Genomic DNA, 12,467 nt, shown 5'->3' on the forward strand with positions numbered 1-12,467 from the left:
GCACCAGGTCAGCAGCCGCGCTCCGCCGGGGCGTCCGCCAGAGCGTTCAGCAGGCCGCCGAGCACCTCGCGCTGATCGGCGGTCAATGGAGCCAGGATCTCCTCTGCGGCGCCGGTTCGCGCGTTGCGCAGCCGGCGCAGCGTGGCGCGGCCGGTGTCCGTGAGCTCGATCCTTATGACGCGGCGGTTCGCGGGGTCCGGCGCGCGGCGCACGCAGTCGGCGCTCTCCAGCCCGTCGACGAGCGTGGTCACGGCCCGGGGCACGACCTCCAGCCGGGCGGCGAGGTCGGCCATCCGGGGCGGCTGCACGGCGGAGAGGTGGGCGACCGTGCGCAGCAGGCGGGACTGCGCCGGGGTGATGCCGAGCGGCTCCAGATGGCGTTTCTGGATGCGGTGGAGGCGCCGGGTCAGGCGCAGCAGCTGCTCGGCCAGGATGCCGTCGGTGCTGTCGGTCTCGGAAGCGGTGCTCATGCTGCGGTCCTCATAATGGGAACAGTATCAGGACCAGATTCATTGTGAGTATAGGTAACAATGAGCTATGCTCATGCGAGTCTCGTCCGCTGTCATGAAGGAGGCCCATGCGCCCCAAAGAACCCGAGTGGACCCCATCGAAGGAATCCCTGGACCCGAGCGGTCCCTCCCCGGCCGAGCGGCCGCGTGAGCTGCGCCGCATCGTCGGCCTCTTCCGGCCCTACCGCAGCCGCCTCGCCGTCGTCGGCCTGCTCGTCGCCGCCTCCTCGCTGGTCGGCGTCGCTTCGCCGTTCCTGCTCAAGGCGATCCTGGACGTCGCGATCCCGCAGGGCCGCACCGGGCTGCTCAGCCTGCTCGCCCTCGGCATGATCGCGACCGCCGTCGTCACCAGCGTCTTCGGCGTGCTCCAGACCCTGATATCCACCACGGTCGGCCAGCGGGTCATGCACGACCTGCGCACCGCCGTCTACGCACAGCTCCAGCGGATGCCCCTGGCCTTCTTCACCCGCACGCGCACCGGCGAGGTGCAGTCCCGCATCGCCAACGACATCGGCGGCATGCAGGCGACGGTCACCTCCACGGCGACCTCCCTCGTCTCCAACGCGACGGCCGTGATCGCCTCCGTCGTCGCGATGCTCGCGCTGGACTGGCGGCTGACGGTCATCTCGCTGCTCCTGCTGCCCGTCTTCGTGTGGATCAGCCGCCGGGTCGGCCGCGAGCGCAAGAAGATCACCGCGCAGCGCCAGAAGCAGATGGCCACGATGGCCGCGACGGTCACCGAGTCCCTGTCGGTCAGCGGCATCCTGCTCGGCCGCACGATGGGCCGCGCCGACTCCCTCACCAAGTCCTTCGCCGAGGAGTCCGAGCAGCTCGTCGACCTCGAAGTGCGCTCCAGCATGGCCGGCCGCTGGCGGATGTCGACCATCGGCATCGTCATGGCCGCCATGCCCGCCCTCATCTACTGGGCGGCCGGCGTGGCCCTGCAGACCGGCACGCCCTCGCTGTCGGTCGGCACCCTCGTCGCCTTCGTCTCGCTCCAGCAGGGCCTGTTCCGGCCCGCCGTGAGCCTGCTGTCGACAGGCGTCCAGATACAGACTTCCCTCGCCCTGTTCGCCCGCATCTTCGAGTACCTCGACCTGCCGGTGGACATCACCGAGCGCGAGGACCCCGTCCGCCTCGACCGCGCGAGGGGGGAGGTCCGTCTGGAAGACGTGCACTTCGCGTACGACGCCAAGAGCGGCCCCACCCTGACGGGCATCGACATCACCGTCCCCGCCGGCGGCTCCCTGGCCGTGGTGGGCCCGACCGGATCCGGCAAGAGCACGCTGAGCTACCTCGTCCCCCGGCTCTACGACGTCACCGGCGGCCGGGTCGCCCTCGACGGGGTGGACGTCCGCGACCTCGACTTCGACTCGCTGGCCCGCTCCATCGGCGTGGTATCCCAGGAGACCTACCTCTTCCACGCTTCCGTGGCCGACAACCTGCGCTTCGCCAAGCCGGACGCCACCGACGAGGAGATGGTGGAAGCGGCCCGCGCGGCCCAGATCCACGAGCACATCGCCTCCCTGCCCGACGGGTACGACACCCTGGTCGGCGAGCGCGGATACCGCTTCTCCGGCGGCGAGAAGCAGCGCCTGGCCATCGCGCGCACGATCCTGCGCGACCCTCCGGTCCTGATCCTCGACGAGGCCACCAGTGCACTGGACACCCGTACCGAGCATGCCGTGCAGCGCGCCATCGACAACCTCTCCCAGGGGCGCACCACCATCACCATCGCCCACCGCCTCTCCACCGTCCGCGACGTCGACCAGATCGTGGTTCTCGACGGAGGCCGGATCGCCGAGCGCGGGACCCACGAGGAGCTGCTGGCAGCCGACGGCCGGTATGCGGCCCTCGTCCGCCGGGACCGGGAGACCGCGCTCAAGCCGGAGACCGCGCTCAAGCCCGAGACCGCGCTCAAGCCCGAGGGACTCGTGCTCGCGAAGGAGAACCTCAAGCCCGGGGGCTTCAAGCCCGAGGTGCTACGAGGAGCCGACCCGACCCCGGTGAACGTGTGATCGTATGACCGGCGCACGGGCTGGATGCCGGAAATGAGCCGCTTCGCGGGTTAGCGTTCCCGTATGCGTCATGAGAACCGGCCGCCGTCACCGCGCCGTTCCCGGCTCACCCGCCGGGGTCGGCTGGCGCTCTTCCTCGGCATGCTCCTGGGCCTCGGGGCAGCCGTCCTGATTCCCCTGCTGCCCCGCGCGGAAGCGCCCGAGAAACCGCGCCAGCTGCTGATCCCCGAGGGCTGGCGGGCCCCCCAGGTCTACGCCGCGATCGACCGCGAGCTGAAGCTCCCGGCCGGCTCCGCCAAGGCGGCCGCAACGACGGCCGCACTGCCCCTGCCGGCCGAGGCGAAGGGCAATCCGGAGGGGTACCTCTTCCCGGCCACGTATCCGGTGACCTCCAAAACCACGCCGGCCGCGCTGCTGGCCTACATGGTCGAGACGGCCAACGAGAAGCTCGCCACCAAGGCCGTCGCGGACGGCGCCGGAGCCCACGGGATGACCCCCTACCAGACGGCCACCCTCGCCAGCATCATCGAGGCGGAGGCCGACACCCGCGCCGACATGGGCAAGGTCGCCCGGGTGGTGCACAACCGGCTGGCGAAGTCGATGCCGCTGCAGATGGACTCCACCATCAACTACGCGCTGAACCGCGCCACGGTGGACACCAAGCTGAGCGAGACGAAGATCGACAGCCCCTTCAACACGTACGAGCGCCAGGGCCTGCCCCCGACGCCGATCGACAGCCCCGGCCTGGAGGCCATGGCGGCGGCGGTCGCGCCGACACCCGGGGACTGGCTCTTCTTCGTCACCGTGAAGCAGGGGGACACCCGCTTCTCGGCGACCTACGAGGAACACAAGCGCCACGTGGCCGAGTTCAACCGCCTCCGGTCCGCCTCCCGCAAGACTTAGGCCGTCTCTTTCGGATCTTGCCGGGCCCGCGACGCCCGGCAAGATCCGAAAGAGACGGCCTAAGTCTTGCGGACGGCCGCCGGGGTGCGGGTGAGGAGGCGGTGGATCTCGCGGACCGCGGCGCCGCCCGCGCGGTTGGCGCCGATGGTCGACGCCGAAGGGCCGTAGCCGACCAGGTGGACCCGCTCGTCGCGGACCGCGCGGGTGCCGTCGAGCCGGATGCCGCCGCCGGGCTCGCGCAGGCGCAGCGGGGCCAGGTGGTCGATGGCCGGGCGGAAGCCGGTGGCCCAGACGATCACGTCCGCCTCCACCCGGCTCCCGTCCGCCCAGGCGACCCCGGTGGCCGTGAGGTGGTCGAAAGCGGGACGGCGCTCCAGGACCCCCGATGCCAGTCCGCCCCGGACCGCCTCGTTCAGGGGCAGTCCGGTGACGCTGACCACGCTCTGCGGAGGCAGTCCCCGTCGGACGCGGTCCTCCACCAGGGCCACTGCCGCGCGGCCCTCGGCCTCGCCGAAGTCCCCGTCGCGGAACACCGGGGGCCGGCGGGTGACCCAGGTGGTCTCCGCCGCCACCTCGGCGATCTCCAGCAGGTGCTGCACCGCCGAGGTGCCGCCGCCCACCACCACGACCCGGGCTCCGGCGAACTCCTGCGGCCCGGGGTAGTTCGCCGTGTGCAGCTGGCGGCCGCGGAAGGTCTCCTGGCCCGGGTGGCGCGGCCAGAACGGCCGGTCCCAGGTTCCGGTGGCGTTGATCAGCGCCCGCGCCGACCAGGTCTCGGACCGTGACTCCACCAGCAGCCGGCCGCCCGCCCCCTCGCGTACGGCCGTGACGTCCACGGGGCGGCGTACGCGCAGGTCGAAGCGGTCCTCGTAGGCGGCGAAGTACTCGGAGACCACCTCGGAGGACGGCCGCAGCGGATCGGCTCCGGTCAGCTCCATCCCGGGCAGCGCGTGCATGCCGTGGACCTTGCCGTAGGTGAGCGAGGGCCAGCGGAACTGCCAGGCGCCGCCGGGGCGCGGCGCGTGGTCCAAGACCACGTGGCCCATGCCCGCCCGCGCCAGGTGGTGGGCGCTGGAGAGGCCCGCCTGACCCGCGCCCACGACCACCACGTCCACGTCCACGCCCATGTCCGCGCCCACGCCCATGTCCGCGCCCACGCCCATGTCCGCGTCCGCCGGTCCGCCCTGCACCGCAAATTCGTTCACGGTTCTACCAACTGGCGGTGGCGTCGAGATCTTCCCGGGACCGGGGACACCCGCCGGTTCCGGGGTCAGGGCGCGAGCAGGCCGCGCGCCGCGAGCTCCGGGGTCACCCCCTCGCCGAACCAGTACGCCTCCTCCAGGTGCGGATAGCCCGACAGCACGAAGTGCTCGATCCCGAGCGCGTGGTACTCCTCGATCCGGTCCGCCACGTCCCCGTGGCTGCCGACCAGCGCCGTACCCGCGCCACCGCGCACCAAGCCGACACCCGCCCACAGGTTGGGGGAGATCTCCAGCTTGTCGCGCGAGCCGCCGTGCAGGGCGAGCATCCGCTGCTGGCCCACCGACTCGCTCGCCCCCAGCAGCGACTGCGCCGTGGCGATGGACGCGTCGTCCAGGTCCGCGAGGAGCCGGTCCGCCGCGCTCCAGGCCTCCTTCGCCGAATCCCGCGAGATGGTGTGGAGGCGGATGCCGAACGTGACCGTCCGCCCCCGCTCCTCGGCCAGCGAGCGGATCCAGTCGACCTTATCCTTCACCTCCTGCGGCCGCTCGCCCCACGTCAGGTACACGTCCGCGTGCTCGGCGGCCACGGGGCCCGCCGCGGCCGAGGACCCGCCGAAGAAGATCTCCGGCAGCGGGTCCGGCGGCACCGCCGTGAGCCCGCCGTCGACCCGGTAGTGCTCGCCGTGGAAGTCGAAGGGCTGCTCGCCCCAGACGCCCCGTACGACCGCGAGGAACTCGGCGGTGCGCTCGTAGCGCCGGTCGTGGTCGAGGTGGTCCCCGAAGCGGCGCTGCTCCGCCGAGTCGCCTCCCGTCACCACGTTGAGCAGCAGTCGGCCGCGCGTGATCCGCTGGTACGTCGCCGCCATCTGCGCGGCCAGCGTCGGCGAGATGACCCCGGGCCGGAAGGCCACCAGGAACTTGAGCCGCTCGGTGTGCTGGGCGAGCGCAACCGTCGTCAGCCAGGCGTCCTCGCACCAGGTCCCGGTCGGGGTCAGCACCGCCTCGAAGCCGAGCCGCTCGGCGGCCTTCGCGATCTGCGCGAGGTACTCGATGTCGGGCTCGCGCACCCCGGACGCCGCGTGGTTGGCGGCGTAGGCGTGCCGGTCGACCAGGGTGCGGCCGTCGCCGCCGGTCGGCAGGAACCAGTGCAGTCGTACCGTCATCAGGATTCCTTCCCGTACGTGCGGGCGGGGGTGGTGGAGGGCGGCAGGTCCCGGTTGAAGCGGGTGTCGACGAAGTCCTTGAAGGCGACCTTGCCCGGGATCAGCTTCAGCTCCGTGAAGGTGTCGGCGATCTTCTGCTCCGAGGCGACGGCCGCGTCGTCGATGGCGACCGGGATCCGGGTGCCGTTGCTGCGCTTGACCGCGTCGAAAGCCACCTCGTACGGCAGCCCGGTCTCCTTCGACCAGACCTTGGCCCACTCCTCCGGGTGCTTGAACACCCACTCCTGGGCGCGCTGGAGGCGCACGAGGAGGTCCCCGATGGCCTTGGACTTCGCCTCGTCCGCAAGCGCGGAGGGCGCCGCCACCTGGAAGCCGAGCCCGTTGACGATCCCCTCGCCGCTGGTCAGGACGCGGGCGCCGGAACGCAGCACCTGCGAGGTGTACGGGTCCCACACGGCCCAGGCGTCGACCTTGCCGCTGTTGAAGGCGGCCAGCGCGTCGGCCGGCTGGAGCAGGGTGATCTGTACGTCGGTCGGGGCCAGACCGGCCTGCTGGAGGCTGGCGATCAGCTGGAAGTGGGCCGAACTGCCCTGCGCCACCGCGACCTTCTTGCCGCGCAGCTCGGCGGGGGTCTGGAGGGGGGAGTCCTTGGGCACCAGGATCGCCTCGCCGGAGGAGGAACCGTGCGTGGCACCCACCACCGTGATCTTCGACTTGGCCGCGGCGGCGAAGACGGGCGGGGTGTTGCCGACGCTGCCGATGTCGACGGCCTTGGCGTTGACGGCCTCCAGCAGCGGCGGTCCGGACGTGAACGTGGACCACTTGATCTCGTAGCCGAGCTCGTCCAGCTCGCCGGCGGCCCGCAGCAGCGATTCGGAACCGCCCTTCTGGTCACCCACGTTGAGTGTGATCTTCGCGGCGCTCTTGGCGCCGTCCTTGGAACCGGCCCCGGTGTCGGCGGCAGAACTGCCGCCGCAGGCGGTCAGGACCAGCGACAGCGGAATCAGCGAGGCCAGCAGGGGCAGGGCGTGGTGACGTCTCATGGCGTTCGTCTTCGATCTCTCGTACGGGAACCAGGGCAGGGGAAGCGGAGTGCAAGGGCGCGGGAGGAGCGGGGAACGGTGGGGCAGGGCGAGGGGGGACCAGCCGGCCAGGCGGCCCAGGGCGACGACCGGGGGGTGGACCGGGGAGACGGCCATGATCTGGGACGGGGAGCCGAGGATCGCGGGCTTGCCCGGGGAGGGGAGGAGCAGGACCTGGTCGGCGTACTGAACCACCCGCTCCAGGCGGTGCTCCGCCATCAGGACCGTGGTGCCCAGGTCGTGGACCAGGCGTTGGAGGACCGCCAGGACCTCCTCCGCCGCCGCCGGGTCCAGTGCCGACGTCGGCTCGTCCAGGACCAGGACCCGGGGGTGCGGTGTCAGGACCGAGCCGATCGCGACCCGCTGCTGCTGGCCGCCCGAGAGGGTGGCGATGGGGCGGTCGCGGAGTTCGTTCAGGCCCAGCAGGTCCAGGGTCTCCTCGACCCGGCGGCGCATGACCGCCGCCGGCAGGCCCAGCGATTCCATGCCGTAGGCGAGCTCGTCCTCCACCACGTCCGTCACGAAGTGCGCCCGCGGGTCCTGGCCGACCGTGCCGACCACGTCCGCGAGCTCGCGCGGCCGGTGCGTACGGGTGTCACGGCCCGCGACCGTGACCCGGCCCCGCAGCCGCCCGCCCGTGAAGTGCGGGACCAGGCCCGACACCGCCCCGAGGAGGGTGGACTTGCCGACGCCCGACGGCCCGACCAGGAGGGTCAGCTCACCCTCCGGGAGGGTGAAGTCCGCGTCCACGAGGGAAGGCGCGGGCGCGCCCTCGTACGTCACCGACACCTCGTCGAAACGGATCACTTTGATGCTTCCTTTGGTGGTGCTGCGGGTGGTGCCGGTGCCACGAAGGCGGGGAGCAGGCCGATCAGGACCGCCGCGGCCGGCCAGAGCGGGAGGCCGGGGGCGACGAGCGGGACGACACCCGGCCGCAGCCCCTCCGGGTCCAGGGACGCGGCCCGGATCAGCAGCGCCGCGACCGCCGCGCCCGACCCGGCGACGAGCCAGGCCCGCGCCCCCCACCGGTCGGGCCGGTACCGGGTCCGCAGGGAGCGGCGCCCGCCGAGGCGGAGGCCCGCGAGGGCCAGGGCGAGGCCGATGAGGAGGACCGGCAGGCCGTACGCGGCGCCCTCCGCGGCCAGCAGCCCGTACGTGCCCGCGCACATGCCGAGGAGGCCGCCGAGGGTGAGGACGTTGGTGGTGTGGCGGACGGCGGCCGGCACCCGCGCCGTGCGGCCGTAGCCGCGGGCGTCCATGGAGGCGGCGATGGCGACGGAGCGTTCCAGCGCGCCCTCCAGGACCGGCAGGCCGATCTGGAGGACGGCCCGGACCCCGCCGGTGGGGCGTCCGCGCAGGCGGCGGGCGGTGCGCAGGCGCACGACGTCCGCGACCATGTTCGGCGCGAACGTCATCGCGACGACCACGGCGACCCCGACCTCGTACAGGGCGGCGGGCAGCGACTTCAGCAGCCGCGCCGGGTTGGCGAGGGCATTGGCGGCGCCGACGCAGATCAGGAGCGTGGCCAGCTTCATGCCGTCGTAGAAGGCGAAGACCAGCTGCTCGGCGGTGACGCGGCCGCCGATCCGGATGCCCTGGGCCCAGGCGGGCAGCGGGACCTCGGGGAGGGTGAAGAGGGTGTGCGCGCCGGGGATGGGGGAGCCGAGCAGCATGGAGAACAGGAGGCGCAGGCCGATGACGAAGAGGCCGAGCTTGACGAAGGCGCCGTAGGAACGGGCCCAGGGGGCGTCGGTGCGGCGCGCGGCGACGACGTACCCGGCGACACTGATGATCAGCCCGAGGAGCAGCGGGTTGGTGGTGCGGGAGGCGGCGGTGGCGAGCCCGAGGGCCCAGATCCACCAGGCACCCGCGTGCAGGGCGTTGGCACGCGTGGACTCGGGGGCCTGCCAGGGCCTGCCCCCCTTCTTGTACGTCGGCACGCGCGGGCCCCCGGTTGCCCGCTCGGTGGCCTCCGGCCCGGTCGGGGCCGGGACGTCGCGTGCGGCTCCGTGGTGGGTGCGGGTGGTGCGTGCCGCGCCGTGTTCGGTGCGCCCGGCCTGCGGCCGGGCCGGGTTCCCACCCGCACCACCCGTGCGGGTGGCCCTGGTGGGCGGCCGGGAGTCGTCGGCGTCCGCCCCGCCGTTTCCGGCCCCCGCGGGCCCGGAGCCGGGGATCCCCGCGTCAGGCATCCCCGCGTCAGGCATCCCCGCGTCGGGGATCCCCGCGTCGGGCCGGGGAGAGCCGGCCGGCTCCGGCCGGTCTTCGGCGGGGTCCGGGGTCATCGGGTCCGGCGGCGGCGGGACTGCCAGACGGCGGCCGCGCCCAGGGCGGCCACCGCCGCGATGCCCGCGAGGAGGCCCGCCGACGGGCCGCCGCCGGAGTCGCCGGAGCCACCCGCGTCGCCGGATTTCGCCGGGGCGGGGGCGGTGTCCGCGACCGGCTCGCCGCAGCCCTGCTTCGGGTAGCCCGAGACCGCGCACAGCAGCGCCGCGCTGTTGTAGCGCAGCGGCTTCGCCACCTCCGCCAGTGCCTCGGCCGCCGTGGCGTCCGGGCCGACCTGCGCGCACGCCGTCCGCGGAGCGTCCTGCGGCGGGGTGTCGCCCGCCTGGGCCTCCGCGGCCGTGCCGAAGTCGATGACCAGGGCGATCCGCTTCTTGCCCGCCACCGGGGCGGTGCCCGCGCAGACGGCCGCGAAATCGGCGTCCGCGCGCGGCGGGGCGGCCTGGTCGGCCGCGTCCTTGCTCACCACGTAGTGGAAGCCCTGCACGGAGCCGTCCGCCGGGCGTGCCGACGAGGGGCCCTGGGTGGCGTACGCCCACGTTCCGCCCGCGCCGTCCCAGAACGACCAGTAGCGGTAGGTCGAGGCCAGGGCGGGGGACGCGGCCAGCAGGGTCAGGACGATGCCGACGACGAGCGAGGGCAGGGTCAGGCGGCTGCCGCGCATCAGAGCTGGTTCCGCTTCCGGCGGCCGCTCAGCACGATGCCGACGCCCATGCCGGCCGCCGCACCCGCGAGGACCATCCACCAGACGTTGCTGCCGCCGGAGTCCTTCTCGTCTTCCTTCTCTTCCTTCTTGCCCGCCGCCTGCTCCGGCGCCGGGCCCGTGGCGTTCAGTGCCGCGACCAGGTCGGTGCCGCCGAAGGACTTCGGGTCGGTGCCCGTCGCGTGCGCGGCCAGGACCAGGGTGGCGAGGCCGGCCGGGTTGCCCTTGGCCCACTCGGCCGAGTTGCCCTTCAGCCACTCCAGCGCGCCCGCCGCCGACTGCTTGTGCCCGGCCGCGGCCAGGGCGATCACCGCGTCGGCGGTGTTGCCGGTGTCCGCGGTCGACTGGTCGGCACCGGGGGTGAGGGCGGTGAGGTGGCCGTCCTTCTTCAGGACCTCCGCCAGGTAACCGGCGCCGCCCCGGGCCGCCGCCGCCGCGTCACCGGCGGTCGCCGGGCAGGTCAGCGGGGCCGCGGGGGTGTCCGTGGCGGAAGGGGTGACGACCGGGCCCGTGCCGAGTCCGGCCAGGACGGCGGCGGCCGTCGCGTCGGCGCTGGCGGACAGCTTGCCGCCGGCCGGCTGGAACGCGAAGGCGCCCCGGTCGGCGGCCGGCTCGGCCGAGCAGCCCAGCTGGAAGGTGAGGAGGGCCTCGTACGGAGACTTGCCCGCCTTCGACTTGACCTCGGCCGGCTTCTCGCCGGCCGCCTCCAGGGCCCGGATCACGAGGGCGGTCGAGTTGGAGTCCGTACCGCCGTCCATGGGGCCGCCGGGGTTGCTGCTCCAGCCGCCGTCCTCGTTCTGGACGGACTTCAGCCAGCCGACCGTCTTCTTCACCGTGTCGGTGTGGCCGCCGACCGCGGCCAGTGCCTGCACGGCGACCGAGGCGGCGTTGGAGTCGATGAACGCCGAGGCGTCGCAGGCCTTGGCGGTGTCGGGGCGGAAGGCGGGGAAGGAGCCGTCGGCGCACTGCTGGCCGACGAGCCAGTCGACGGCCTGCGCGGAGGGCTTGAGACCGGCCGTGTGCTGCGCGAGGAGCGCGAACGACTGGCGCCACACCCCGTCGTACGTCGGGTCGTTCTTGCCGAAGAGGCCGGAGGGGATGGCGGGCACCGGCGAGGGCGTGGCGACGTCGGCGAATGCCGCGGGGGCGGCGGCCACGCAGAGCACGGCGGAGGCGGCGAGCGCGGCGGCGCTGCGGCGGACGTTCATGGCGGGGCGGGTGCCTCTCGTGCTGGGGACCCGGAGACAGGCAGCACAGCGGGGGCTGGCACCGGGCTCCGGCTCCGTTTACCTCGACGGTGCCGGCCGCCGGAAGGCCCGGCGGCACGAGCCGCGCACCTCCGGTACGGGGCAGTCCGGCTCCCCGCCCCGGCGGTGCCGGGGGAGGGTCACGGTTGCGGGTCAGCGCCGGAATTGCACCGGCTTCCCCCCGTACGGAAGTGTGGACGACGCCCGTACTCTACCGGCCCGTAGCCCGCGGGCCTGGTGGCGCCGCCTGGCAGAGCCCCTTACAGGGCGCGGTAGGAGACCGGGGCGCTGCCCGGCACCGCCTCCGCGCGGCCCTGCTTCACGAGCCTGCGCAGGTGGGCTTCCGCTTCCGAGACGGCGATGTTGCGGGAGCCGTACGGGATCTGCTCCCAGGGCCGGTTCCACTCCATCCGCTCGGCCAGCCCCCACGGGGTCAGCGGCTCGGCGAGCAGCTCCCACAGCCCGGTCAGCCGATCCTCGTGGTGGTCCAGGAGTTCCCGCACGCGGCCCTGCGCGTCGGTGAAGGCGTACTGGTGGGCCGGGAGCACCTCGGCCGGCTGGAGGCGGCCGATGCGTTCGAGGGAGTCGAGGTAGTCGCCGAGGGGGTCGGTGGCCCGCTCGGAGGAGGGGTCCTCGTAGAGGCCGATGTGCGGGGAGATCCCGGGCAGCAGGTGGTCGCCGGAGAAGAGGCGGCCGTTGCCGGGCAGGTTCGCCGGGTGCTTCTCCTCCAGGTGCAGGCAGACGTGGCCGGGGGTGTGCCCCGGGGTCCAGATGGCCCGCAGCCGGCGGCCGGCCAGCGGCAGCAGCTCGCCGGGGACGATCTCCCGGTCGGGGACGGCGGCCGACAGCCCGGGCAGGGTGTGCGTGCGGCCGCTCGCGCGGGCGGCGCGCAGCGGGGCGATGTGCTCCTCGGGGGCTCCGGCGGTGGCCAGCTTCTCGCTCATGTAGTCGAACCAGACGCCGGGTTCGGAGGACCGGGTCCGCACGACGATCTCGGTGTCGGCGGCGTGCATGGCGATCCAGGCGCCGGAGGCCTCGCGGACCTGGCCGGACAGGCCGTGGTGGTCGGGGTGGTGGTGGGTGATGACCACGCCGTGGACGTCCGCGACGGCGATGGACAGGGCGCCGAGGCCGGCGACGAGGGTGTCCCAGGACTCGGGGTCGTCCCAGCCGGTGTCGATGAGGACCGGGCCGCGGTCGGTGTCGAGGACGTGGACGAGGGTGTGGCCGAGCGGGTTGTCGGGGATGGGCACCTTGACGGCCCACACGCCGCCGCCGTGGTCGGTGACGTGGGGGCCGTCGACGCGGGGCGCGTCGGCCTGTGCCGTGTCCTCTGCCATGAAGGGCTCCACTCTCACGA

10 protein-coding genes and 1 riboswitch are annotated in these 12,467 nt (G+C 73.5%); of the genes, 2 read left to right on the forward strand and 8 right to left on the reverse strand.

Annotation, left to right across the window (positions count from 1 at the left end):
* Positions 1–8: 8 nt before the first annotated feature.
* A complete protein-coding gene (locus DRB89_RS21490; protein ID WP_112449839.1) occupies positions 9–470 on the reverse strand; it encodes a MarR family transcriptional regulator in 462 nt (153 codons plus the stop codon).
* A 107-nt stretch (positions 471–577) separates the two neighbouring features.
* Between DRB89_RS21490 and DRB89_RS21495 the strand changes: the two genes are divergently transcribed.
* Positions 578–2,527, forward strand: coding sequence for an ABC transporter ATP-binding protein (locus tag DRB89_RS21495; RefSeq protein ID WP_239516273.1), 1,950 nt, complete (start codon positions 578–580; stop codon positions 2,525–2,527).
* Between the two features lie 63 nt (positions 2,528–2,590).
* Positions 2,591–3,430: an endolytic transglycosylase MltG gene (gene mltG, locus DRB89_RS21500; protein ID WP_112449838.1), complete on the forward strand. Its 840-nt coding sequence runs from the start codon at positions 2,591–2,593 to the stop codon at positions 3,428–3,430.
* 59 nt (positions 3,431–3,489) lie between these two features.
* Here the strand turns inward: mltG and DRB89_RS21505 are convergent, their stop codons facing one another.
* The 7 genes from DRB89_RS21505 to DRB89_RS21540 all read right to left on the reverse strand — a co-directional run bounded on the left by DRB89_RS21505 (position 3,490) and on the right by DRB89_RS21540 (position 12,447).
* The gene (locus DRB89_RS21505; RefSeq protein ID WP_112453603.1) at positions 3,490–4,557 is read right to left on the reverse strand and encodes an NAD(P)-binding domain-containing protein; all 1,068 of its coding nucleotides are present in this window, start codon (positions 4,555–4,557) and stop codon (positions 3,490–3,492) included.
* A 143-nt stretch (positions 4,558–4,700) separates the two neighbouring features.
* Positions 4,701–5,795 (reverse strand): LLM class flavin-dependent oxidoreductase, encoded by a 1,095-nt coding sequence (locus DRB89_RS21510; RefSeq protein WP_112449837.1) that lies wholly within the window; start codon positions 5,793–5,795, stop codon positions 4,701–4,703.
* Complete coding sequence (locus DRB89_RS44730) at positions 5,795–7,684, reverse strand: aliphatic sulfonate ABC transporter substrate-binding protein (RefSeq protein ID WP_239516274.1); 1,890 nt, start codon at positions 7,682–7,684, stop codon at positions 5,795–5,797. The genes DRB89_RS21510 and DRB89_RS44730 overlap by 1 nt, the downstream gene beginning before the upstream one ends.
* A complete protein-coding gene (locus DRB89_RS21525; RefSeq protein ID WP_275432029.1) occupies positions 7,681–9,066 on the reverse strand; it encodes an energy-coupling factor transporter transmembrane protein EcfT in 1,386 nt (461 codons plus the stop codon). The genes DRB89_RS44730 and DRB89_RS21525 overlap by 4 nt, the downstream gene beginning before the upstream one ends.
* An 89-nt stretch (positions 9,067–9,155) precedes the next feature.
* Positions 9,156–9,821 carry an SCO2322 family protein gene (locus tag DRB89_RS21530; protein ID WP_112451037.1) on the reverse strand — a complete coding sequence of 222 codons (666 nt, stop codon included), beginning with the start codon at positions 9,819–9,821 and terminating at the stop codon, positions 9,156–9,158.
* Positions 9,821–11,068 (reverse strand): prenyltransferase/squalene oxidase repeat-containing protein, encoded by a 1,248-nt coding sequence (locus DRB89_RS21535; protein WP_112451038.1) that lies wholly within the window; start codon positions 11,066–11,068, stop codon positions 9,821–9,823. Before DRB89_RS21535 ends, DRB89_RS21530 begins: the two co-directional genes overlap by 1 nt.
* A gap of 139 nt (positions 11,069–11,207) precedes the next feature.
* Positions 11,208–11,288: riboswitch (cobalamin riboswitch) on the reverse strand.
* A gap of 79 nt (positions 11,289–11,367) precedes the next feature.
* A complete protein-coding gene (locus DRB89_RS21540) occupies positions 11,368–12,447 on the reverse strand; it encodes an MBL fold metallo-hydrolase (RefSeq protein WP_112451039.1) in 1,080 nt (359 codons plus the stop codon).
* Between the last annotated feature and the right edge of the window lie 20 nt (positions 12,448–12,467).

Origin of the sequence: Streptomyces sp. ICC4, assembly GCF_003287915.1 — a bacterium.
In the GTDB taxonomy this organism is placed as follows: domain Bacteria; phylum Actinomycetota; class Actinomycetes; order Streptomycetales; family Streptomycetaceae; genus Streptomyces; species Streptomyces tritrimontium.